Here is a 23,268-nt window from a genome sequence, read left to right as displayed (position 1 = left end):
CGAGCCTCTAACGAGGCTCGTTTTTTTTGCGCGTGAGTGACTGAATGATCGATTTTAGATCAAAAAAACAACTAAAAATGCAGAAACCTGAAATGCCTATTTTGGCAACATAAAATTCCCTCAGCTAACCTAGACCGACATCACGGTCATAAATCGTTGATTTTAAATCGTTATATTTATTTGGTGCTTGACGTATTCTGATGACATTTTAACTATATTAACAGGTACGGCCTTCTAAGCCGTGGGTCGCAGGTTCGAATCCTGCAGGGCGCGCCATTGATGTGACTCTTCCTTTGAAGAGCGACATCGAAGGCAGATTTCAGTGGTGGCTGTAGCTCAGTTGGTAGAGTCCCGGATTGTGATTCCGGTTGTCGTGGGTTCGAGCCCCATCAGCCACCCCATTATTACCTGTTAGTGCTGAATCAAGCCGACAGGGGCAAGCCTGACTTGCCATGAACCGGGCATCTGATGCCCTCATCAAAACCGGCCTTGCGCCGGTTTTTTTGTGCCTGTGCCCCAGACCCACCATCTGCGCCGAGCGCTCCGCTTCCTCTTTTATACTTGCCCAGGCTCCCTCACGCCTGTCTCTTTGCTGGTCAGTCAGCGTCACGCCAGCCCGCCAGCTTTGTCACGTCGCCTGACCAGATCACAGAAATGAGTGGGGTCATAACGGCTCCCGATGTATCCCTGCTCCCCATGACACAGCGCAAGCTTCAATGTCGATGGCCGTGATATGGATAAAAACCAGGCAGGTCCCTTGCCTACTTCTCTCATGAAGGGCGCGCAGCCACTTGCGCCCAGGCAGCGGCATCACAAGCTGCCGCCTCTCCTGAAGCGAGGGGAAGACGGGCAGAACGTAAATAGATTGTTAAACTAGATGGTCGTGATTCATCTTTTCGTAATCCACTCACTGCACAATAACGCAATGAATTGAAAATAAAGGGATTATTGATAATGGCCCGATCAACTGCAGACGGTTCTCCTGCCATGACCTCACACAGCGCAGTGGAAATCTTCCCATACTAAGTGTCAGCAATGTACATGCCCTCCAAGGAGAGACTGAGATGAGTGAAGAAAGCAAATGCCCCTTCAACCACACCGCCGGCGTAGGCAGAACCAATCGTGATTGGTGGCCGAACCAGTTGCGGCTGGATCTGCTGCACCAGCATTCCCCCAGCTCCGATCCCATGGACAACGATTTCAACTATGCCGAGGCATTCAACAGCCTCGACTACAAGGCACTCAAGAAAGATCTGGTCAAGCTGATGACCGACTCCCAGGAGTGGTGGCCGGCGGACTTCGGCCACTATGGTCCCCAGTTCATCCGCATGACCTGGCACGCCGCAGGCACCTATCGCATCACGGATGGCCGTGGCGGCGGTGGCCGCGGCCAGCAACGCTTCGCTCCCCTCAACAGCTGGCCCGACAACGTCAATATCGACAAGTCCCGTCGCCTTCTGTGGCCCATCAAGCAGAAGTACGGCAACAAGATCTCCTGGGCCGATCTGCTGATCCTCGCCGGCAACGTCGCGCTGGAGTCCATGGGCTTTAGAACCTTCGGATTTGGTGGCGGCCGCCCGGATGTGTGGGAGTCGGATCAGGACGTCAACTGGGGTGACGAGATCGCCTGGCTCGGGGTCGACCCCGACCGGGTCAAGGGCGACCGCGAGCTCGCGGCCCCCTTTGGCGCCACCCACATGGGCCTCATCTACGTCAACCCCGAAGGCCCCAATGCCAGCGGTGACTACATGGAGGCGGCCAAGGACATCCGCTCCACCTTCGGCCGCATGGCCATGAATGATGAAGAGACGGTCGCCCTCATTGCCGGTGGCCACACCTTCGGCAAGGCCCACGGCGCCGCCCCCGAATCCCACAAGGGGCCCGAGCCGGAAGCGGCCCCCCTCGAAGCCCAGGGCCTAGGCTGGATGAGCGACTACGGCAGCGGCCACGGCAAGGACACCGTCTCGAGCGGCCTCGAGGTGACCTGGACCAAGACCCCTGCCCTTTGGAGCAACAACTTCTTCGAGAACCTGTTCAACTTCGAGTGGGAACTGACCAAGTCACCGGCGGGCGCCAAGCAGTGGGTGGCCAAGGATGCGCCCGAGATCATTCCCGATGCGCATATCCCGGGCAAGTTCCACAAGCCGACCATGCTGACCACCGACCTGACCCTGCGCTTTGACCCCGAGTTTGGCAAGATCTCCCGCCACTTCTACGAGGACCCCCAGGCCTTCGCCGATGCCTTTGCCCGCGCCTGGTACAAGCTGACCCACAGGGACATGGGCCCCATCGCACGCTACCTGGGGCCAGAAGTGCCCAAGGAAGAGCTGATCTGGCAGGACCCCATCCCCGCCGTCAATCACCCCCTGGTCGATGACAAGGACGTAGCCGCCCTCAAGGAGAAGATCCTGGCGGCCTCCCTGACCGTCGCCGAGCTGGCATCCACTGCCTGGGCTTCGGCATCCACCTTCCGCGGCTCTGACAAACGCGGCGGCGCCAACGGTGCCCGCATCCGCCTGGCCCCGCAGAAGGATTGGGCAGCCAACCAACCGGCACAGCTGGCCAAGGTGCTCAAGACCCTCGAAGGGATCCAGCAGGGGTTCAACGCCTCGGCCACCGGCGGCAAACGGGTATCCCTCGCCGATCTGATCGTGCTGGCCGGCGGCGTCGGTGTCGAACAGGCGGCCAAACTGGCGGGGGTCACAGTGACTGTGCCCTTCACGCCGGGTCGCATGGACGCCTCCCAGGCCCAGACGGATGTGGGCTCCTTCGCTGTGCTCGAGCCCCTCGCCGACGGGTTCCGCAACTACGGGGGCGAGTGCGCCGCCTTCGCGGAGACCATGCTGATCGACAAGGCGCAGTTGCTCACCCTGAGTGCCCCCGAGATGACGGTGCTGGTGGGCGGCATGCGGATGCTCGGCACCAACGTCGGCAACTGCCACGGGGTCTTTACCTCTACCCCCGGCTCCCTCTCCAACGACTTCTTCGTCAACCTGCTCGACATGGGCACGGAGTGGAAACCGGCAGCAGGAGCCAAGGGCATCTACGAGGGGAGTGATCGCAAGACAGGCAAGGTCAAGTGGACCGGTACCCGCGTCGATCTGGTGTTCGGCTCGAACTCCCAGTTGCGGGCCCTGGCGGAGGTCTATGCCAGTGCGGACGGGAAAGAGAAGTTTGTGAAGGACTTCGTGGCGGCCTGGGCCAAGGTGATGAACCTGGATCGCTTCGATCTCGCCTGACCCGCATCCCCTGCATGTCGCCTGGCCTGCTTCAAGGGACATGCGTGAGGGATGACCGGGCACCACAAAACAGAAACCCGACCATAAGGTCGGGTTTTTATATTGGCGGCGGGTCTGGATTGACCCAGACTGCCCTGCCCCTTGTCGAGCCTGAGTCAGAACCGAGCCGCCCATCAGCGGATAAAGTCAAAGGGCCTGTCTTGCGACAGGCCCTTTAACTTTATTTGGCGGTGAGGGAGGGATTCGAACCCTCGATACGTTGCCGTATACACACTTTCCAGGCGTGCTCCTTCAGCCACTCGGACACCTCACCAAATTTTCGACCGCTGTTTAACGTGTTCAATCTCCACGTGATGTTCTGCACTGTTGCGCCGGAACGGGGCGTAATTTAGGGGAAAGCCCCGCCGGCGTCAACGGCTTTTTGGCTGCTGCGAACCGTTCGCACATTAAACGCGCAACTCAGTGCACAGATTCCGGTGCGACCTGGATCTCCGGCAGATTGAGGAAGCCGAGGCGTTCACATTCGGAAACCACTTCATGGGTCGCCGACGTGGTGCTTTCGACAAACAGCAAGAACTGCTCGACGGAGAGACCGGCCTTGGTAAAGACGGTATGGCCCACGACGAGGCGCGGCAGGTTGTCATCTATGATGTCGAGGAACACCTTGAGGGACGGGTATTGCATGTTGAGACGACCCAGCTCGGCCACCAGGGGCAGCAGGGATGAGGGGCGCACCTCCAGTTCGGATGAAAACAGCAACCCTTCCTCTTCCACGAAGATCCGGCTCTCCTGGATGCCCTCGACGGACTGCAGGGAGACCATGTGGATGCCGTGGCACTGATCGCACACATAGTGCTCGATCCGAGCCTGCTGCAGCCAACGCATTATCATTTCAGAGCTGGGGATATTCATCATTTTCACGAACACAATAAGGATCAAGGGGCGCAGTCTAAACCAATTTTCCGACAACCAAAAGCGCACAGGTGGGATCACCCCTGGTCTCGCTTCTTTTTGGCAAGCGCTATGCATATACTCAGCCATTCTCGCACCACACTCGCCTCCACAGAAGGCCCGATGACCATCCAAGAAAAGTATCGCCTGCACCTCAAATCCCTCTCGGATGAACTGCTCGCCCTGCAAAAACCCATTCGCATCCTGGATGCCATCAAGTGGCCCCGCCACCTGCAGACCGAGTTTCTCGCCAAGGGCGGACGCGTGCTGCCCGCCATCGATGCCGACTTCTATCAGGCCCTCCCCCTCGATTTCGATCCCCGCAACAAATACCTGGAGCTCAAGGAGCTGAGGGACAGGATCCGCAGAAAGCTGGGGCCGCAGGATGATCTCGGCCGGATCCTGCAAGAGACGGTGGATCAGTACATGGTGGTCATCGAGATGCTGCGCCAGCGCGGGCAGCCGGACTTTCAACGCTACAGCCAGTTGCTCTACGGCTCGGCGAGCGATCACCTGCGCGGGGATCGCAAGACCCTGAAAGAGCTGGGTGCCCGGCTGTGCGACATCTTCTCCCTGCCCGGTGCCCGCCATCTGGTGCGCCCCTACCCCAAGGAGTTCGAAGGTGAAGCGGCGGTGGCCAGGTTGCAGGGCAAGCTGTCGAACTACTTCAGCGACGGCACAGTGCAGGTCAAGCTGAGCGATGGCATCGTTTCCGATGCCGCCGCCGGGGGGGATTACATCAAGCTCAGCTCCCACGCCCGCTTCTCCGAGCTGGACTTGCAGGTATTGGAAGTGCACGAGGGCTGGGTGCACGTCGGCACCACCCTCAACGGCCGCCAGCAATCCTATGCCACCTGGCTGGGGGCCGGCTCGCCGCGCATCACCGCCTGCCAGGAGGGGCTGGCTGTGCTCATCGAGACCCTCACCTTCAGCTCCTTTCCGGACAGGGCCAAGCGCATCTCGGATAGGGTGATGGCCATCGACATGGCGGAGCGCGGCGCTGACTTCATCGAGGTGTTCCGCCACTTCGTCGAGAAGGGGGCCAGCGAGCACGATGCCTACAAGATCACCCAGCGGGTGTTTCGCGGCGGCATGGTCGAGGGAGGCGCCTGCTTCACCAAGGATCTCTCCTACGTGAGAGGCTATGTGGAGACGGTCAACTTCATCCGCAGCGCCGTGCTGGAGGGGGTGCCGGAGATCCTGCCCATGCTGTTCGTCGGCAAGGTGACCCTGGATGACATCCCCGTGCTCTATCAGCACTATCTGGAGGGGCTGATCGATGCCCCCCGCTACCTGCCCCCCATGTTTCGCGATCTCACCGGTCTCTATGTCTGGTTCGGCTTCGCCTCCGGCATGTCCCTGGTGGACATAGGCCGGGTACAGCAGCATTTTCGCCAGCTGTTCCACCGCCTGCCGGTGGCCGACCCCATCATAGCGCCGGTGGACATAGAGATAGACTGAACCCTTCGTCGACAAAAAAGGGCGCCCCTGAGGCGCCCTTCTTCATGCTGTGGCTTACCTGTAAGCCCGTCCTTCCAGATAGTGCTTGCGGCAGAGCGACACATAGCGGTCGTTGCCCCCTATCTCCACCTGCTCACCATCGCGCATCACCTGTCCCGCCTCGTTGACGCGAGAGTTCATGTGCGCCTTGTTGCCGCACCAGCAGATGCTTTTGAGCTCCTCGAACTTGTCCGCCAGGCAGAGCAGGTGGTAGGAGCCGGGGAACAACTCGCCGCGAAAGTCGGTCTTGAGACCGTAGGCGATCACCGGAATGTCCTGCTCATCGACGATGCGGGCGAGCTGATACACCTGCTCGCGGGTCAAGAACTGGGCCTCGTCGACGATGAACACATCGATCTGACGCTCGGCGTGGCGCGCCTTGACCATCTCGAACAGATCGCAGCTGTCGCTGAAGACCTCCACCTTCAGCTCCAGCCCGACCCTGGCGCTGATGATCCCCGGACCGAAGCGATCGTCGATGGCGGGGGTCATGGCCAGCGGATACATGCCACGCTCCAGATAGTTGAAGTGGGCCTGGATGAGCTGGGTCGACTTGCCCGAGTTCATGGTGGCAAATTTGTAGTGCAGTGAAGCCATGATGGGGTTCCGAAACGGGATTGATGGGGGGCATGCTAACCAAAGCCCCTGCCAAAACCAAGGGGCCCGTGGGCCCCTTGTTCTCTATTATGCGACGGCCAGGGCGCGCTGCACCCGAGCCTTGCGCAAATGGTAACCGGAGAAGATCAGGAACCAGAGCGCGCTGACCGTGAAGCCTGCCAGCACAGAGTGCATCATCCCCATCACCAGGTAACCGAGGGCGGCACCGAAGGCGATGGCCAGCGCATAAGGCAGCTGGGTCATCACGTGATCGATGTGATGGCAGCCGGCGCCGGTGGCCGACAGTATGCTGGTGCTGGAGATGGGCGAGCTGTGATCACCGAACACCGAGCCCGCCAGCACGGCGGCCAGCATCGGCAGCATCAGGCTGATGTCGCTGGCAGCCGCCATGTCACCGGCCAGCGGCAGCATGATGCCGAAGGTGCCCCAGCTGGTGCCAGTGGCGAACGCCATGGCGCAGGAGAGGATGAAGACCACAGCCGGCAGCACCTCGATCGGCAGGTTGCCGTTGGCCAGGGAGGCCAGGTACTTGCCGGTCTCTACGTCGCGCACCACGGCACCTATGGTCCAGGCGAACAGCAGTATGTTGATGGCGGGCAGCATGGCCATGATCCCCTGGGGGGCCGCCTTCATCCAGTTCTTGGCACCCAGCTTGAGGCGCATGGCCAGACCGATGGAGACCACCAGGCTGCACAGGGCGCCATAGACCAGGGAGGAGCCGACGTTGGTGTTCTCGAACGAGCCGAGCACGCTGAACGGCAGGCCTTTGTCGGCCAGCACGGCGGCGCCGGAATCTATCATGAAGTAGACGGTTGCCAGGGTCAGGGTCAGGATCGGCAGCACCATGTCGATCATGCCGCCATTGCTCTCCTCCGGAGACTCCATGTCCAGCCCGATGGGACGGCCCTTGGACTCATCCCACAGCTTGCCTTCCAGCGCCCACTGCTCGTGTTGACGCATGGAGCCGATGTCGAGCTGGAAGGCGATCACCACCAGCACCATGATCAGGGTGAAGACCGCATAGAGGTTCATCGGGATCATCTCGACGAAGGCGGAGATGGGGCTCTGATCGGTCAGGCCGTGGGCCGCCATTATGCCGCCCACCAGGGCGATGATGTACGCGCCCCAGGAGGAGATGGGCATCAGCACGCAGACCGGCGCCGCGGTGGAGTCCAGCAGATAGGCCAGCTTGGCACGGGAGATCTGGAAGCGATCGGTGACCGGACGGCAGATGGCCCCCACCGACAGGCTGTGGAAGAAGTCGTCGATGAAGAAGGCGAAGACCATCATGCCGGTGAGGGCCTTGGCCCCCTTGCGGGTCTTGGCGCGGCGCGCCGCCCACTCGGCGAAGGCCCGGGTCGCCCCGGAGACACTCATCAGGCTGATGAGGCCCCCCAGCAGCAACATGAACAGGATCATGTTGACGTTGTCCCGGTTGAGCGCACCGTCGACCCAGAAGATCTTGAGCACGGTGTTCAGCATGTAATGCAGGGAATCGAGGGGGGAAAACTGGTTGAGCAGCAGACTGCCGGCCACAATACCAACCCCCAGCGACACCAGGACGCGGCGGGTGATGATCGCAAGGGCGACGGCCAACAAGGGGGGAACGACGGACCAACCGGAGTCGGCGTAATGAACGATGTCCATGATCTCTTTGCACCTAAAGACAACAGGTGGAGATCTACCGAGAGGATCAAAGAAACAAAACCCAGGGCGGGCATACTCCTCAGCCCCTTCAGGTAGCGCTCCATAGTGGATGACTATGGCAGTCCTGCACCTGTTCGATGCAGAACCAGCAACCCGGTATGATGGCCTGGTCACTTCGGCGCCGACTCCTTTCATCGAGCATCGCAGGCATCACCCTCCGCTCGGTTACTCATAGGCAGCGCGCCTCTACTTAAAGGTATTCGCGGCACATTTTATCGAGCCACCGGGTGATAGCAAGTTTTTTGATTAAATTTCAAGGCTTGTGTGGCGAAAAGCGGAAAAATGGTAGTCAAATGGTTCATAAAATACGATATGGTCGATATTTTCATCTACTCAGTACTCATTCGGAAATGAGCCCGCTGCAAAGAGAATAAACCGGGCGTCGTGAATAATTGCCGGACTTTATTTATCTGCCTAATTAATTATTTTGGCAGACTTGACTTGATGCCAAACCCCCCTATAAATTATCGAAAAACCAGCCCTTCCCATTAATATTTCTGCTCGCGTGGTAGCCAATATGAACGAATTTTTGAAAATTCTGCTGAATATCCGTAGTCTGCGCGCAGCCTGCCGCGATTTGTCCCTGGAGCAACTGGAAGAGGGACTGCAGAAATTGTCCGAAGTGGTCGCCGAGCGCCAGCAGGATGAATCTGCCGAACGCCAGGCCCGTGAAGAACATCAGAAGAAAATTGCCGAATACGCCGAAATGTTGAAAGCCGCAGGGATAGATCCTGCTGAATTGGTGGGCACAGTTGCCACCGAAAGCACCAAGGCCAGCAAAGGCAAACGCGCTCCCCGCCCCGCCAAATATCGTTATCTGGACAATGGCGTGGAAAAAACCTGGACCGGCCAGGGCCGCATGCCCTCCGCCATTGCCAAGGCCGTGGCCGAAGGCAAATCCGTGGAAGACTTTGCCATCTGATCTGAAGCACTGTCCCGCCCAATAAAAAACCTCGCCATGCGAGGTTTTTTATTGTTTCCATGCCGGGCACCTCAGCGCCTGTCTGCCGCCTTGACCCAGAGCACTTCCGGGGTACCGGCAGAGACCAGCAAGTATCTGGCCACCGTGAAAAACCAGTCACTTAGCCGATTCAGATAGGGCAGGATCGCAGGGTTCACCTGCTCTTCCCGGCTCAAGCCGAGCAGCAACCGCTCACAGCGACGGGTCAAGGTACGCACCACATGGGCCTGCGCCGCCGCTCGTGATCCGCTCGGCAGAATGAAATTGCGCAATACCGGCAACTGGACGCTGTAGGCGTCAATCTGTTGCTCCAGCCGCGCCGTCCAGGCCTCATTGACCTGCCACAGAGAGGCATTCTGCGCCTCGCTGGAAAACGCCAGCTCTCCGCCCAAATCAAACAGCTCCTGCTGCAGCAATATGAGTTGAGCCAATAATGCCGGCTCATTCTCGGGTATTTCGGCCATCAGCAGTCCTATCTGGGAATTGAGCTCGTCAATGGCGCCATAGGTCTCGACCCGCCGGTCATCTTTTGCAAGGGAGGAGCCATCAGCCAGCCGCGTGAGGCCCTTGTCCCCTTGCCGGGTATATATTCTCATTCTGACATCCTGTTAATAATGGGAATAATCATGGACTCCAGTCCATTGAGTTTTATCTCGTACGCCAGTGCCAGGGTTTGGCCCAGCGCACCAGTCGGAAAACCGCTGCGCGCCATCCATACCAGATAGGGCTCTGGAATATCTATGATGCGTCGCCCCTGATATTTACCGTAGGGCATCTTGCCCGCCAGGGTGAGCAATACCCGCTCATCGGAGAGTCTGTCCATATCAATCGATATTCAGATATTTATGGGTCTGGATGGAGAGCCGCCAATTACGGGCGATGCAGGTGGCCATGGCCAGCTCGGTGGCCCTGGGCTTCTGACTGATGGGCTGCAATGCGATCACCACGTCGGGACGCAGGCTGGCCGTGGCCAGCAGGGCATCGAGCTCCTCGATGTGGCGCTCGGTGGCCACCGGATGCTTGATCTCGTTGGCCCTCTCCAGAGCCGATACCAGCACAGGTAAGCCCCCCTTCATGCCGATCTTGGGGGAGACGGTGACCCAGGTCTGTGCGTGGGTCAGGATCTCGCTGGTCCCACTGGTTTCGATCTGCACCTGATATCCCGCCGCCAGCAGGGCCGACGAGAGTTCGTACAGGTCGTAGAGACAGGGCTCGCCACCGGTCAACACCACATGGCGCGCCCGGTAACCCAGGGTCTCGAAGCTCCCCAGGATCTCCTCCGTACTCATCTTGCTCCAGCCATCGGACTCGTTGGAGCGGTCGAGCACCTCGCGACTGCCCACCTCACGAGCAGGATCCACCACCCAGGTATGGCGGGTGTCGCACCAGGGGCAGCCCACAGGGCAGCCTTGCAGGCGAACGAAGATGGCGGGCACGCCGGTGAAGACGCCCTCCCCCTGGATGGTCTGGAAGATCTCGTTGATTGGGTAGTGCATCTCGGTCACGGCTTGCTGCAAAAGGCGCGGATTATACCCCAAACCCGGGGAAGAGACAGGCTCACAATCCGGTTTTCTTGTGCAAGCGGGCCATGACGCCAACCCTGTCGGCCAGATACTGATTCAGACCGCGGCTTCGCAGCTCGCAGGCGGGGCAAGTGCCACAGCCATCCCCCTGAATGCCGTTGTAGCAGGTGAGCGTCTGTTGGCGCACCGTCTCGAGATGGCCATAGTGATCCGCCAGCGCCCAGGTTTCCGCCTTGTCGAGCCACATCAGGGGGGTCTCGAAGCGAATGGCACGATCCAGCCCCAGCGACACCGCCTGATTGAGGGCCTTGACGAAGTCGTCGCGGCAATCGGGATAACCGGAGAAGTCGGTCTCGCACACCCCGGTGATCAGGGTGTCGGCGCCGACCTGATAGGCATAGATGGCCGCCAGAGTCAGAAACAATATGTTGCGGCCCGGCACGAAGGTGTTGGGCAGGCCGTTGTCCTGCAGCTCACCGCTGACCGGGATGTCATCCCGAGTCAGGGCCGAGACGGCCAGCTCACCCAGCATGGTCACATCCATCACCTTGTGGGCGGCAATCCCGAGCTGCCCGGCCAGGCGGCGAGCAGTCTCGATCTCCTCCCGATGACGCTGGCCATAGTCGAAGGTGATGGCGTGCACTTCATCATAGAGGGCCAGGGCCTGTACCAGGCAGGTGGTACTGTCCTGACCACCACTGAATACCACGACGGCTTTTTTCACGTTCATCACTCCTGTTTGCAATTCAGATTCAAGCGCGGCGACCTTGGGCAAAGTCATGCCACTGCCGGTTCAACTCGGTAAAGAGGTTCATCAACGGGGCGAAGCGCTCGGGCTCCCCTTCCCACTGGGATAACAGATGGTAGCCCGCCTCCAGGGTCGACAGCGCCTCGGGAAACGGCTTCTTGCGAATGGAATATTGCCCCGCCATGGCACCGAGGGTGATCCTCGGCAACCCCAGCAGGGCCGGGTTGCTGTGCAACATGCGATAGGCCTTGCGCCAAGTGCCATCGAGCAGGATGAAGTGCACCTCTCTGTCTTGCCCCCTACCCTCGCGCACCTGCGCCAGGGTCAGAGCCTCATTATCGGGCCACAGCAGATAGCACTGCACCTTGGGGTCGGCGAGCAGGGCATTGAGCCAGTCGGCATCGGCGAAGTTCTCCCCCACGTGAATGCGGGCATGGCTGAGGGAGGCGGCCAACAGGGCGGCCGTTCCCTTGGGGTGGGCGACCTCGTTGGGGTGCTGCAGGATATGGAGCGGTGCGAGGTGGGGCACCTGTTGGATATATTCACACAGGCAGGCTTTGAGGGCTCGGGCACAGCGTGTACAGTATCGGCTCTCTTTGTCGTTGGGTTGTTTCATGTTGTCAGAAAAATCGGGTCTGCTCTGGGTCATCACGCTTTCGCTCGTCACTGCCTTGCTCTTCTTCACCGTACCGAACCACCAGCTCTCCTTCGATCGCGACCTGATCGCCCAAGGCGAAGGGTGGCGCATCATAACAGGCAATCTGGCCCACACCAACGGATGGCACCTGCTGCTCAACCTGAGCGGACTTGCGGTGCTCTACAGCCTGTTTCGTGAATACCTGACTGGCTGGCGCCTGCCCGTGCTGCTCCTGCTGCTGGGGACGGCCGTCGGGCTCGGGATCTGGTGGTGGTGCCCGCAGACCCAATGGTACATGGGGCTCTCCGGCCTGCTGCACGGCTTGTTCGTGTGGGGGGCCATGCAGGATATCCGCTATCGTCGCTACTCGGGCTGGCTCATGCTGCTTGGCATCGTCATCAAGCTCGGGCTGGATTTTTACAGTGCGGGAGAGAGCCCTGTCTCTGCTCTCATTGGCGCCAGGGTGCACATAGAGTCTCACCTCATCGGCTCGGCCGCCGGCCTGCTGCTCGGCCTCTTCCCCATCGGCCTGGGTGTGCAGACCGTCAAGTCCTGATATCCCCTGCGGTTTAGGGCTGCCACTCATTAGCAGCAGCGCTCAGCTACCCATCAAAACGCAACAGGCCGGATCTGAAATCCGGCCTGTTGTCATTCAGAGGTCGGCCCCTTATCGGCAGAGCTCGGCGTTGATCGCCCCCAGCACGGCGGCCGGATCCGCCGCCTGGGTAATGGGGCGCCCAATCACCAGATAGTCGGCTCCCGCCTCCACCGCCGCCAGCGGCGTCATGACCCGGCGTTGATCCCCAGCAGCGGCTCCGCTCGGGCGAATGCCCGGAGTCACCAGCTTGAAGTCAGAGCCGAGCAAGGTTTTCAACGCACTGGCTTCCTCGGCGGAGCAGACCACGCCGTCCAACCCTGCCGTCTTGGCGAGGGTTGCCAACCGGATCACCTGCTCGGCCGGGCTCACATCCAGACCCAGAGGCGCCATGTCGGACTGCTCCATGCTGGTCAACACGGTCACCCCTATCAGCAGGGGGGCCTTGTCACCATAGGGCAGCAGCGCCTCTCTGGCCGCGCGCATCATGCGCTCGCCGCCGCTGGCATGGACGTTCACCATCCATACCCCCAGCTCGGCACTCGCGGCTACCGCCTTGGCAACCGTGTTGGGAATGTCGTGAAACTTCAGATCCAGGAACACGTCAAAGCCCTTGGCCACCAGCTGGCGCACGAACTGGGGGCCAAACAGGGTAAACATCTCCTTGCCCACCTTGAGGCGGCACTCGGCCGGGGAGATCTGTCCAATGAAGGCGAAGGCATCGGCTTCGTGCTGATAATCCAGCGCGACCAGTACTTTGGGGTCTTGCATGTCACTTCCTATGGGTTGTTATGCCACATCCAGTCTCGACACGGCCGGCGAGCCGGTCGCAGTCTGGCATCTTGCTCACTCGGGTTTGCGCCTGCTTCGGCTTGCCGCCCACGCTCGAGACGCGCGGGGGCGGACTTTTTGTCACTAAGGGCTATTCACCATCCAGGCCACGGATAGGCTTGATGGAGCCCCACTGCCGGCAGGAGGGACACTGCCAGAACAGCGAATGGGTGGCAAAGCCGCACTGGCGGCACTTGTGGGTCGATTTTATCTTGATCTGCTCGTCGACCAGCTGCTGCAGCAGCTCCAGACTCTCCTTGGCGGGCCCCTCCTCGGCGCTCGCCAGCTGGAAGCCCACCAGCTGGTAAAACCCCTTCATAGAGGGGTGGCGCCGCAGCTGGCGCAGCACCAGGGCGCGAGCCTGGCTCAAGCCGTCGCGCGCCTCCACCAGATTGGCCAGGGCCAGGGTCACGCTGACACCGGCATGATCCTCCACCGCCTTCTCCAGCAGCGGGATCAGCTCCTGAGTGCGGCCAAGCTGCTGATAGCAATCGAGCAGCCTGGGCATGGCCTCGGAGGCAAAATCCATGTCCTGTTCGAACACACGCAGCAGATCCTTGCTGGCCTCTTCATGCTTGCCTTCCTCCATGGCCAGCTCGGCCAGCCGCAGACTGGCACGGGCACAGGCGGGATTGACGCCGAGCGCCCGCTTCAACTTGGCGCGTCCCGCCGCCTTGTCCCCTTCACGCAGGGCACTCTCTGCCTGCTCGCAGTAGAAATGGGAGATGGGGTCGGCCAGCTTCTTGCCCTGGAACTTCTGCAGACGCACCGCGACCTCGATGGCCTTGTCCCAGTCACGCAACTGCTGATGGATGACGAGCAGTTGCGCCAGCGCCGTCTCTTCATAGTCACCGTCCTCGCACAACTCGTTCCAGAGCGCCTCGGCCCTGTCCAGCAAGCCGGCGGCGAGGAAGTCACGGGCCAGCTCCTGCAGCGCGAGTTGACGCTGCTCCCGGGTCAGCTGGCGGGTAACGAGGTTCTGGTGGATCTTGATGGCGCGATCGACTTCGCCACGCTGGCGAAACAGATTGCCGAGAGAGAGATGGGTTTCGATGGTTTCGCTGTCCACTTCCAGCAGCTGGATGAACAGATCCACTGCCTTGTCTGACTCGTCAGACAGCAAATAGTTGAGACCCGCCACATACTGGCGGGAGAATTGGTTACTCTGTTGCTGGGTGTCCTGGCGAACACTCCTGCGTCCCATGTACCAGCCATAACCAGCGGCAATCGGCAACAGCAGGAAAAGCAGTTCAAGCATCGAGGGACATTATTCCTTGGCTGTCGACCGGGCCAGCTCCAATTCGCGGGATTGACGACGCATGGTGCGATTGAGGGTGCGGTTTTGCAGTTTGAGACGCACGAAGAGCAGACCGAATACCAGCCAGCCCAGCAGGAAACCGCCGGCGAGGAAGAATCCCAGTAGCATGGAGAGCGAGAACTCACCCTGGGCTATCAGATAATTGAACTGCACCTGTTGACCGTTTTGCGAACCGATGGCGAGGGTCAGAACAAACACCAGTACCAAGGGGATGAGGGCCAAGATACGCTTCATAGGAGCTCCCTGTCTGTGGCTAATGAGAGATTGATTATCCTTAAAATCACGGGAAGACTCTAGAGCGAATGGGAAAAGACTTCGAGAAACCGGACTATTGGCATAATCCAAGTCACAAAAATAAAAAAGGCATACCCAGGTATGCCATTTTCTGCATTATTCGATGATATTCACGCGCTCGCGTAACTCTTTGCCGGGCTTGAAGTGCGGGACATATTTCCCGGTCAGTTCAACCTTGTCCCCAGTCTTGGGGTTGCGACCCACGCGGGGTGCACGATAGTGCAGCGAGAAACTTCCAAATCCACGGATTTCAATCCGGTCGCCGTTTTGCAAGGTCGATGCCATCTGCTCAAGGATCTCCTTGATGGCGGCTTCGACATCTTTGGCCGGCATATGCATGCGGCTGGCAGCCAATTGTTCGATGAGATCTGATTTGGTCATAAGGTTAAATCTCCTTCCCCGATCACATGCAATTTTCATTATGCCAAGATAAAAAAGGGCGGCGTGAAGCCGCCCTTTTCTTGCATCAAGGATTACTCACCCTTGGCGGCTTTGAACGCTTCCATCATGGCATTGCTGAACACAACTTCTTCTTGTTGGTTCAGGCTGTCGATGGCAACACGCTCGTCAGCCTCGTCCTTAGCACGGACAGACAGGCTTACGGTGCGGTTCTTGCGATCAACACCCATGAATTTGGCTTCAACTTCGTCACCAACAGACAGCACCAGAGTGGCGTCTTCTACACGGTCACGAGCAGCGTCGGAGGCACGCAGGTAGCCTTCCACGCCGTCAGCCAGTTCGATCACGGCACCCTTGGCATCAACCTCGGTAACCTTACCCTTCACGATAGCACCTTTCTTGTTATCAGACAGGTACTTGTTGAACGGGTCTTCTTCGATCTGCTTGACACCCAGGGAGATGCGCTCGCGCTCCGGGTCCACTTGCAGAACAACGGCTTCGATTTCGTCGCCCTTCTTGAATTCACGTACTGCTTCTTCACCCTGGTTGTTCCAGGAGATGTCAGACAGGTGAACCAGGCCGTCGATGCCGCCGTCCAGACCGATGAAGATACCGAAGTCAGTGATGGACTTGATCTTGCCGGAAACACGGTCGCCCTTGGCGTGAGTTTCGGCAAACAGCTGCCACGGGTTGGATTTGCACTGCTTCAGACCCAGGGAGATACGACGACGCTCTTCGTCGATGTCCAGAACCATCACGTCAACCACGTCGCCAACGTTAACAACCTTGGACGGGTGGATGTTCTTGTTGGTCCAATCCATCTCGGATACGTGTACCAGGCCTTCAACGCCTTCTTCGATTTCAACGAAGCAGCCGTAGTCGGTCAGGTTGGTCACGCGGCCAGACAGACGGGTGGTCTCCGGGTAACGCTTGGCGATAGCAACCCAGGGATCTTCGCCCAGCTGCTTCAGACCCAGGGATACACGGGTACGCTCGCGGTCGAACTTCAGAACCTTGACTGCGATCTCGTCGCCAACGTTGACGATTTCGGAAGGATGCTTAACGCGCTTCCACGCCATGTCGGTGATGTGCAGCAGGCCGTCAACGCCGCCCAGATCTACGAATGCACCGTAGTCGGTCAGGTTCTTGACGATACCCTTAACTTCTTGACCTTCTTGCAGGTTGGCCAGCAGGCTTTCGCGCTCGGAGGTGTTCTCGGTTTCGATCACGGCACGACGGGAAACAACAACGTTGTTGCGCTTCTGGTCCAGCTTGATGACTTTGAACTCGAGTTCTTTGTTTTCCAGGTGAGCGGTGTCACGGATCGGACGCACGTCAACCAGAGAACCCGGCAGGAAGGCACGGATGCCGTTCAGCTCAACGGTGAAACCACCCTTGACCTTGCCGTTGATGATACCGATAACGGTAGCTTGCTCTTCGTATGCCTTCTCAAGCTGCAGCCAGGCTTCGTGGCGCTTGGCTTTTTCGCGGGACAGCTTGGTTTCGCCGAAACCATCTTCGATAGAGTCCAGAGCCACGTCAACGGTGTCGCCTACGTTGATTTCCAGCTCGCCCAGGGCGTTCTTGAACTCTTCAGCAGGAATGGCAGACTCGGATTTCAGACCGGCATCAACCAGTACGAAACCGTTCTCGATAGCAACGACGGTGCCCTTGACGATGGAACCTTGACGGGTTTCAACGGCGTTCAGGGACTCTTCAAAGAGTTGAGCAAAAGATTCGATCATTGTTTGTGTCACAAATGAAACATCCACTCGCAATCCGGCACAAGCGGGGTTGTTTTAAATTATCTGCGCCATCCATGGTGCAGACGACTGACATCAGCTGGTGCTGACATCACCAAGTTGTTGCTCCGCATAGGCGAGTACCGTTGCCAGTACGTCATCTATGGTCATAGACGTTGAGTCTACTACAAGCGCATCTTCCGCGGGTTTCAGGGGTGCAACGGCGCGATTTCTGTCGCGATCGTCACGGTCCCGAATCTCGGTTAAAAGACGCTCAAAGTTAACATCAAAGCCCTTATCTTGCAACTGCTTATAGCGGCGCTGTGCCCGCTCCTCAGCGCTGGCATCGAGGAAAATCTTCACCTCGGCCTCGGGGAAAACCACAGTCCCCATGTCACGGCCATCGGCAATGAGACCAGGCAACTGACGGAAGGCACGCTGGCGGCGCAGCAGCGCCTCACGCACGCGGGGGAAGACGGCGACCTTGCTGGCGGCATCGCTCACTTCCTGGGAGCGGATGGTACGGGAAACATCCTCCCCTTCCAGCACCACCTTGACCTGTCCGCCGTCAACCTGGAACTGCACGTCCAGATTGGCGGCCAGGGGCACCAGCGCAGCTTCGGCATCGAGCTCCACATCGTGGTGCAAGGCCGCCAGCGCCAGTACCCGGTAGATGGCACCGGAGTCGAGCAGGTGCCAACCCAGTTTCTCTGCCAACAGCTGGCACAGGGTGCCTTTACCGGCGCCACTCGGGCCATCAATTGTCATCACGGGGGCCATCTGAGGCATAATCTTTCTCCTGCGCACTCGGCATGTTGACTGGTTGCCCGCATCCCTGGCGGGAGGGGGTAATGGGCGCCGATTATACCCGAATGCACCGGCACTGGCAGTTGTCGAGGCGCACAATTGCGCAAAAGTCGTCGCGATTGCGCCTATTATGACCAGTCGAGTGGATCATTCCTGAATACAAGCTTTTGTTCTTATGGTTGTTAGGGATGAGGCACGTTAAACTAGCTGCCTTTTTCAAGCAGCTGTAGTCAGGAGCAACCCTATGAGCAGCATTACTCTCGTAGCCAAATCCAAGTTGCCGACCCCTTGGGGTATCTTCACGCTGGTAGGCTTTCAGGAAACCGGCACAGGCAAGGATCACGCCGCGCTGGTGATGGGCGATATCGCGGACGGTGAGCCCGTGCTGGGCAGAATTCATTCCGAGTGTCTGACCGGGGATGCCCTGTTCAGCCTGCGCTGCGACTGCGGCTTCCAGCTGCAGGCCGCCATGGAGAAGATCGCCAAGGCCGGTCGCGGCGTCTTGCTGTATGTCCGTCAGGAAGGCCGTGGCATCGGCCTGCTCAACAAGATCCGCGCCTATCATCTGCAGGATCAGGGTGCCGACACCGTTGAGGCCAACGTGGCGCTGGGCTTTGCCGCCGACATGCGCGATTACACCATCTGTGCCGACATGCTGAAGGCCTTGGAGGTCAAGAGCCTGCGCCTGATGACCAACAACCCGCGCAAGCTGAAGGCGATGGAATCCTTTGGCATTCCGGTGGCCGAGCGCGTCCCCCTGCAGGAGGGGCGCAATCCCCACAATGAGTTCTATCTCTCCACCAAGGCCAACAAGCTGGATCACCTGTTCAAGAAGTGATGGCTCGCAGCCTGGCACCGGCATGAAAAACGCCTCCATCGGGAGGCGTTTTTGTTGGCGATCTTGCTACCCTATCTGTTGTCCCCAAAGTTGTTGTCCCTCAGGGCACCATCCGGGGTTGGCTCTGGCTTGGCCTGTGCCAACAGAAAATCCCGCAGCGCCCGGTTGGCCATGGAGAGGGGATCTCCCCGCCGCCAGGCCACGCAGAGATCGAGGAAGATGGGCGGAGCAAAGGGGATCCCGCTGAGAGTCGTCTCCTCCTCCAGCGCCATACGCAGGAAGGTGGTCACGGCGAACCCTTGTCTCACCACCGCCTTGAGCAGGGGGATGAGGTTGCTCTCGAAGCCGATGTTGGGTTCTATTCCCAAGCCCTGTGCCAGCGCCTCCATGTGCTCTCTGTGGTAGAAGCCCCGCCGGAACATGGCGAGCTCCTGGTTGAAGAACTGGGGCAGCGAGACAGCGCTGGCCCCCCGCAGAGGATGCTCCTCCCCCACCACCATCAGCATCTCTTCGCGCAGCAGCTGGGCCCCCTCGAGGGCAGGCGGCAAGTCGCTGGTGATGAGGATGGCGAGATCCAGGCTGCCGTCCACCATGCGACTCAATAGCTCGCGGGTGCCCGCCTCCTCCACCCGGATCTTCAAACCGGGATAGCGATGCTTGAAGGCCATCAGGATCGGCGGAAAGTAATAGGAGCCCATCATGTAGGGGATGCCGATGCGCACCTCCCCACGCTCCAATCCCTTGAGCTCGGCCATCTCCGCCTGTGCCTGGTGCATCTGCAGCAGCAGCCGCTCGGCATGACGGCAGAGCACCTCTCCCTCCGGGGTGAGTCGCACGCTGCGATCCTGCCTGTCGAACAGGCGCAGATCGAGTTGTTGCTCCAGCTTGGCGATGGCCATGCTGACGGCCGGTTGCGCCACGTGCAGGCCCTGGGCGGCTTTGGTAAAGGAGCCTGCGTCTCGCACCGCCAGCAGGTAACCGAGCTGTTTCAGATCCATATCAATTCCATTTATCAGATTGATAACTTAAATATATTATATTTATATAAGGCGACCCACTACTCTGCACAAAAGTCGTCGGGACAACTCCATATGATCGAAGTCGGCAGTCGCGAATGGATACGCGCCACCCTGGCCCTCAGCCTGGGATCCTTCCTGGTATTTCTCAATCTCTATCAGACCCACCCCCTGCTGCCCCTGCTGGCGGAGGTGTTCTCCGTCAGCTCCCTGTCGGCGGGATGGACCCTGGCGGGCTGCACCGCGGGGCTAGCAGGATCCCTGCTCATCTGCGCCCGCATGGCGGACAGGTTCGGGCGCCGGCGGATCATGCTGTGGACGCTGACCTGCGCCATCCTGCTCTCCCTGTGCATTCCCTGGGTGACCCGCTTCGATCTGCTGGTGTGCCTGCGCGTGCTGCAGGGCGCCCTTCTGGCCGGGCTGCCTGCCACCGCCATCGCCTACATGGGAGAAGAGTTCAGCAAGCGCGCCCTGCTCTCGGCGGTGGGGGTCTATATCGCCGCCAACTCCCTCGGCGGCATCGCCGGCCGTGTCGTCGGTGGCCTGCTGGCAGGCTGGTTCGGCGACTGGCAGCATACCTTCCTCGGTATCGGACTCATCAGTCTCGCCCTGCTGCCGCAGGTCATCTGGCTGCTGCCGGCCCAGACCCGCTTCGTGGCCGTCGAGGCCGCCCCGGGGCAGTTGCGCCGCGCCATCCAGAGCCACCTCGGCAATCCCTTGCTGCTGGGGGCCTATCTCATCGGCGGGCTCAACTTCATGGTCTTCCTGAACCAGTACAGCTACCTCACCTTCCTGCTGGCCAAGGCCCCCTTCTCCCTGCCGACCCAGTGGCTCGGCATGCTGTTTCTGACCTACCTCACTGGCACCCTCGCCTCCTCCCTGAGCGGCCGCTGTGCCCATCGCTTTGGGGCGCAGCGCCTGCTGCTGGCGGGAATAGCCCTGATGGCGCTCGGCAGCCTCGCCCTGCTGCAGGGGACTCTTGCCGCCATCATAGGGGGGCTGCTGATCTCGAGTTTCGGCTTCTTCCTCGCCCACGCCTGCGCCAGCGCCTGGGTCGGTCAGCACGTGGAGCACAACAGGGCATTGGCCTCATCGCTCTATCTGGTGGGGTATTACCTGGGGGCCAGTCTGGGGGGGCTTTACTTGCATCCCTTCTGGGAGCGGGGGGGGCTCTGGGGATTGGTGCTCGGCATCGAGCTGGTCTTGTGCGTCACCGCCGCCTTGAGCCTCTGGCTCGGTCATCTCAAGGGGCGCGCGGCGCCGCCCCTCTCCTGTCACGCCTCGTCACGCTAGTGACGGGCCCTCAACTCATAGGCCGTCGTAATAGTCCGCCGGCACCGGCACCACGGCGCCTGTGTGCAGCTCCTCGTCGATCACCTCGCTCAAGGGGCGCAGATGAAACTTGATTTGCCCCGAGGGCAACATCAGTCCCACATCAGGATTACGCCCGTCGCCCATGTTGGCGGTCTTGAACGCAAGCCCGGGATGGGCGGCCACCAGCGCCGGCAGTGAGGGCACCACCAACTCTATGTGCTCCAGCCCCGCCCGATGGGCGCGGCCCGCCTTGGGGGCGGCCAGCTCAATGCAAGGGACAGTGACCTGCTGCCAGCAGACGGGTTGATGCAGACGATAGGTGGCGATGGGGCGGCCCCCTATCATTCCCTCCACCAGCAGCACCCCATGGCGCGCCAGCGTCTCTTTCAGGGCAAGGTATTCCGGCAGGGTGGCGGCGCGGTAGCAGAGATGATCCACCTGGGGGGCTTCGCACTCCCCCATGAGGGCGTGCATTTCAGTGAGCAGTTGGCAAACGAATGGGGCCATGGGCCCCAGCGTGGTATCCAGTGGATGAGACATGATCACCATTTCTTCTTGGGTTGGAACAGGACATCGAGCTCGTCCGCTTCTTTGTCCTTGATGTTTTGCAGCTCCTTCTCGCTGTGCTGCTGCAGATGCTCTTCCAGTTGGCGCATCCCCTGGCGCATGTCCTCTTCCCGCGCCAGCAGGTAGGGATCCTTGTCGGAGACATTGGCCAGAGCACCGAGCCCCTTGGTATAGAGCTGACGACAGGTGCCGTACTGCCCCTGGATCTGGGCATCCATGGCCCGCTTGATCAGGTTGGCGATGTTGATCTTGAGCTGCATCAGCTCGAGGCGGCGATCCTCCTGGGCGAACCCCTGGGGATCTATCTTGCCCTTGTTGTGCTCGACCCGCAGCACGGCCCGCATCTTCTTGGCCAGTTGCAACATCTGGATCGCCTGACGGTCAGACTCCGGGGTCTTGAAGTGCCCCTCGTCCTGACTGCTGTAGTTCTCCTGCACATTCTTGATCTGGGTCTGGACGTCGATGATGCGCTGCTTGACCTGGGGGTTCGGCATGACCTGCACTATGGCGCGGTAGGCATCCAGGATCCGGTGTTGCAGCAGCAGCACCATGTTCTTGGAGAAGGGCACCAGGTTGACGTTCAACAGCACCTCCTCGGTCTCGTCCGCCACCGCCTTGTGGCGGGCGATGGCCTGACGCTTGTCGGCTTCCGCCTTCTGTTTGTATTGCTGCACCACGTTATAGGCGATGACCAGAAACAGGAGTGCGCCAATCGACAGCAATATCAAGGTTAAAATCATAGGGTATTCACACTCCTGTCCCAATCCAATTGCGTGATCCTACAACAGCTTACCCGCATAGGGTAGCGCCCAGATCGCACCTTGCCTCACAACAACGCAAGGGAGTCGCGGCGAGGGCGATGCCCGGAGCCTCATGCTCCATATCGCCCGCCGCCCCCATTACTTGAGGCAAAACCCCTTCGACTGGAGGAAGCCCAGCATGAAGGGACGCGCCTCCTTGCCGAGGATCGCCTTGATCTGTCCGCTCCAGGTCTGCACCTTGTTGTTGCTGCTGCGGGCCAGGTAGTAGTCGTGGATTTGGCTGTCGTATTGCGCCAGCAGGGCGCGATCGAGCGTCTCTGGATAGCGATTCTCGTGCACCACCAGCGCGCGGGGCAGCCTGGGCTTCTGCTCCGGCTGCTGGGCGGGATGGCCCAGACAAAGGCCGAACAGCGGGATCACCTGATGGGGCAACCCCAGCAGCTCGCTCACCGCCGCCGGGTTGTTGCGAATGCCGCCGATGTAGACGCCGCCCAGGCCCAGGGACTGGGCCGACAGCAGGGCATTCTGGGCCATCAGGGCCCCGTCGATGGCGCCGATCATGAGCTGCTCCACGAAGCCGGTCTGGGCCTCCGGCACTATCTGGCTGTGGCGCTGATAGTCGGCGCAAAACAGCAGGAACTCCGCCGCCTCGGCCACGTAGGCCTGGTGCCCGGCCAGCTCGGCCAGGGTGGCGCGCAACCCCTTGTCCGTCACCCGGATAATGCTGTTGGCCTGCAGGAAGCTGGAGCTGGAGGCGCTCTGGGCTGCGCTCAGTATCTGATCGAGTTGCGAGGCGCTGATGGGCTCTGGGGTGAACTGACGAATGGAGCGATGGGAAAGAATGAGATCTATGGTCGGGTTCATGGTGCCTCCAAAATGAAGGTCACACTGTACCCAAAAAA

General features: G+C 59.9%; 24 protein-coding genes, 2 tRNA genes and 1 riboswitch. Of the genes, 7 read left to right on the top strand and 19 right to left on the bottom strand.

What is annotated here, in order from left to right:
- Positions 1-325: 325 nt before the first annotated feature.
- Positions 326-401: transfer RNA gene (locus ACB039_RS08035), tRNA-His, on the top strand.
- A gap of 663 nt (positions 402-1,064) precedes the next feature.
- On the top strand, positions 1,065-3,239 hold the full coding sequence (gene katG / locus ACB039_RS08030) for a catalase/peroxidase HPI (protein ID WP_317842479.1): 2,175 nt from the start codon (positions 1,065-1,067) through the stop codon (positions 3,237-3,239).
- 225 nt (positions 3,240-3,464) lie between these two features.
- Here the strand turns inward: katG and ACB039_RS08025 are convergent.
- Both ACB039_RS08025 and ACB039_RS08020 read right to left on the bottom strand, forming a co-directional pair.
- Positions 3,465-3,552: transfer RNA gene (locus ACB039_RS08025), tRNA-Ser, on the bottom strand.
- A 146-nt stretch (positions 3,553-3,698) separates the two neighbouring features.
- Positions 3,699-4,154 (bottom strand): YbjN domain-containing protein, encoded by a 456-nt coding sequence (locus ACB039_RS08020; RefSeq protein WP_171268927.1) that lies wholly within the window; start codon positions 4,152-4,154, stop codon positions 3,699-3,701.
- A 159-nt stretch (positions 4,155-4,313) separates the two neighbouring features.
- Here ACB039_RS08020 and ACB039_RS08015 point away from each other — a divergent pair, with 159 nt between their 5' ends.
- Positions 4,314-5,651, top strand: a complete 1,338-nt coding sequence (locus ACB039_RS08015) for a flavohemoglobin expression-modulating QEGLA motif protein (RefSeq protein ID WP_371165439.1) — start codon at positions 4,314-4,316, stop codon at positions 5,649-5,651.
- Between the two features lie 54 nt (positions 5,652-5,705).
- Here the strand turns inward: ACB039_RS08015 and ACB039_RS08010 are convergent, their stop codons facing one another.
- On the bottom strand, positions 5,706-6,287 hold the full coding sequence (locus ACB039_RS08010) for a thymidine kinase (RefSeq protein ID WP_371165438.1): 582 nt from the start codon (positions 6,285-6,287) through the stop codon (positions 5,706-5,708).
- 87 nt (positions 6,288-6,374) lie between these two features.
- Positions 6,375-7,955: a Na+/H+ antiporter NhaC family protein gene (locus tag ACB039_RS08005; RefSeq protein WP_371165437.1), complete on the bottom strand. Its 1,581-nt coding sequence runs from the start codon at positions 7,953-7,955 to the stop codon at positions 6,375-6,377.
- Positions 7,956-8,040: 85 nt separating this feature from the next.
- Positions 8,041-8,212, bottom strand: a riboswitch (Lysine riboswitch).
- A 320-nt stretch (positions 8,213-8,532) separates the two neighbouring features.
- Between ACB039_RS08005 and ACB039_RS08000 the strand changes: the two genes are divergently transcribed.
- Positions 8,533-8,937: an H-NS family nucleoid-associated regulatory protein gene (locus ACB039_RS08000; protein WP_025327182.1), complete on the top strand. Its 405-nt coding sequence runs from the start codon at positions 8,533-8,535 to the stop codon at positions 8,935-8,937.
- A 71-nt stretch (positions 8,938-9,008) separates the two neighbouring features.
- Here the strand turns inward: ACB039_RS08000 and ACB039_RS07995 are convergent, their stop codons facing one another.
- From ACB039_RS07995 to ACB039_RS07975, 5 genes are all read right to left on the bottom strand, one after another.
- A complete protein-coding gene (locus ACB039_RS07995) occupies positions 9,009-9,572 on the bottom strand; it encodes a cob(I)yrinic acid a,c-diamide adenosyltransferase (protein ID WP_226172594.1) in 564 nt (187 codons plus the stop codon).
- Positions 9,569-9,799: a DUF3820 family protein gene (locus tag ACB039_RS07990; RefSeq protein ID WP_371165436.1), complete on the bottom strand. Its 231-nt coding sequence runs from the start codon at positions 9,797-9,799 to the stop codon at positions 9,569-9,571. The genes ACB039_RS07995 and ACB039_RS07990 overlap by 4 nt, the downstream gene beginning before the upstream one ends.
- A gap of 1 nt (position 9,800) precedes the next feature.
- Positions 9,801-10,472, bottom strand: a complete 672-nt coding sequence (gene queE / locus ACB039_RS07985) for a 7-carboxy-7-deazaguanine synthase QueE (RefSeq protein WP_371165435.1) — start codon at positions 10,470-10,472, stop codon at positions 9,801-9,803.
- A 61-nt stretch (positions 10,473-10,533) separates the two neighbouring features.
- Positions 10,534-11,223 carry a 7-cyano-7-deazaguanine synthase QueC gene (gene queC / locus ACB039_RS07980; protein WP_041206906.1) on the bottom strand — a complete coding sequence of 230 codons (690 nt, stop codon included), beginning with the start codon at positions 11,221-11,223 and terminating at the stop codon, positions 10,534-10,536.
- A gap of 28 nt (positions 11,224-11,251) precedes the next feature.
- Positions 11,252-11,896, bottom strand: coding sequence for a tRNA-uridine aminocarboxypropyltransferase (locus tag ACB039_RS07975; RefSeq protein ID WP_371165434.1), 645 nt, complete (start codon positions 11,894-11,896; stop codon positions 11,252-11,254).
- On the opposite strand from ACB039_RS07975, the gene rrtA reads away from it, so the two are divergent.
- Positions 11,862-12,440 carry a rhombosortase gene (rrtA, locus tag ACB039_RS07970; protein WP_232092377.1) on the top strand — a complete coding sequence of 193 codons (579 nt, stop codon included), beginning with the start codon at positions 11,862-11,864 and terminating at the stop codon, positions 12,438-12,440. The genes ACB039_RS07975 and rrtA overlap by 35 nt on opposite strands.
- A gap of 111 nt (positions 12,441-12,551) precedes the next feature.
- On the opposite strand, the gene pyrF is transcribed toward rrtA, so the two are convergent.
- From pyrF to cmk, 6 genes are all read right to left on the bottom strand, one after another.
- Positions 12,552-13,250, bottom strand: a complete 699-nt coding sequence (pyrF, locus tag ACB039_RS07965; RefSeq protein WP_005327821.1) for an orotidine-5'-phosphate decarboxylase — start codon at positions 13,248-13,250, stop codon at positions 12,552-12,554.
- 151 nt (positions 13,251-13,401) lie between these two features.
- Complete coding sequence (gene lapB, locus ACB039_RS07960) at positions 13,402-14,568, bottom strand: lipopolysaccharide assembly protein LapB (protein ID WP_371165433.1); 1,167 nt, start codon at positions 14,566-14,568, stop codon at positions 13,402-13,404.
- Positions 14,569-14,577: 9 nt separating this feature from the next.
- A complete protein-coding gene (locus ACB039_RS07955; protein WP_042652349.1) occupies positions 14,578-14,862 on the bottom strand; it encodes a LapA family protein in 285 nt (94 codons plus the stop codon).
- A 156-nt stretch (positions 14,863-15,018) separates the two neighbouring features.
- Positions 15,019-15,303, bottom strand: coding sequence for an integration host factor subunit beta (ihfB, locus tag ACB039_RS07950; protein ID WP_005299934.1), 285 nt, complete (start codon positions 15,301-15,303; stop codon positions 15,019-15,021).
- A gap of 92 nt (positions 15,304-15,395) precedes the next feature.
- On the bottom strand, positions 15,396-17,066 hold the full coding sequence (gene rpsA / locus ACB039_RS07945; protein ID WP_005327816.1) for a 30S ribosomal protein S1: 1,671 nt from the start codon (positions 17,064-17,066) through the stop codon (positions 15,396-15,398).
- 93 nt (positions 17,067-17,159) lie between these two features.
- On the bottom strand, positions 17,160-17,852 hold the full coding sequence (cmk, locus tag ACB039_RS07940) for a (d)CMP kinase (RefSeq protein WP_005327815.1): 693 nt from the start codon (positions 17,850-17,852) through the stop codon (positions 17,160-17,162).
- A gap of 262 nt (positions 17,853-18,114) precedes the next feature.
- On the opposite strand from cmk, the gene ribA reads away from it, so the two are divergent.
- On the top strand, positions 18,115-18,708 hold the full coding sequence (ribA, locus tag ACB039_RS07935; RefSeq protein ID WP_005327814.1) for a GTP cyclohydrolase II: 594 nt from the start codon (positions 18,115-18,117) through the stop codon (positions 18,706-18,708).
- A 71-nt stretch (positions 18,709-18,779) separates the two neighbouring features.
- On the opposite strand, the gene ACB039_RS07930 is transcribed toward ribA, so the two are convergent.
- Positions 18,780-19,706: a LysR family transcriptional regulator gene (locus ACB039_RS07930; protein WP_005327813.1), complete on the bottom strand. Its 927-nt coding sequence runs from the start codon at positions 19,704-19,706 to the stop codon at positions 18,780-18,782.
- A gap of 93 nt (positions 19,707-19,799) precedes the next feature.
- Between ACB039_RS07930 and ACB039_RS07925 the strand changes: the two genes are divergently transcribed.
- Entirely contained in the window at positions 19,800-21,017 is a 1,218-nt protein-coding gene (locus tag ACB039_RS07925) for an MFS transporter (RefSeq protein WP_182788663.1), read from the top strand.
- 15 nt (positions 21,018-21,032) lie between these two features.
- On the opposite strand, the gene ACB039_RS07920 is transcribed toward ACB039_RS07925, so the two are convergent.
- The 3 genes from ACB039_RS07920 to nfsA all read right to left on the bottom strand — a co-directional run bounded on the left by ACB039_RS07920 (position 21,033) and on the right by nfsA (position 23,230).
- Complete coding sequence (locus tag ACB039_RS07920; protein WP_041205611.1) at positions 21,033-21,587, bottom strand: VOC family protein; 555 nt, start codon at positions 21,585-21,587, stop codon at positions 21,033-21,035.
- Entirely contained in the window at positions 21,581-22,345 is a 765-nt protein-coding gene (locus ACB039_RS07915) for a hypothetical protein (RefSeq protein WP_042650272.1), read from the bottom strand. Before ACB039_RS07915 ends, ACB039_RS07920 begins: the two co-directional genes overlap by 7 nt.
- A gap of 159 nt (positions 22,346-22,504) precedes the next feature.
- Positions 22,505-23,230, bottom strand: coding sequence for an oxygen-insensitive NADPH nitroreductase (gene nfsA, locus ACB039_RS07910; RefSeq protein WP_005327800.1), 726 nt, complete (start codon positions 23,228-23,230; stop codon positions 22,505-22,507).
- Between the last annotated feature and the right edge of the window lie 38 nt (positions 23,231-23,268).

Source organism: Aeromonas sp. S2(2024) (assembly GCF_041402505.1).
In the GTDB taxonomy this organism is placed as follows: Bacteria; Pseudomonadota; Gammaproteobacteria; order Enterobacterales; family Aeromonadaceae; genus Aeromonas; species Aeromonas media.
Note: the sequence above shows the minus strand (reverse complement) of the source record. Positions and strands in the feature narration are given on the sequence as shown.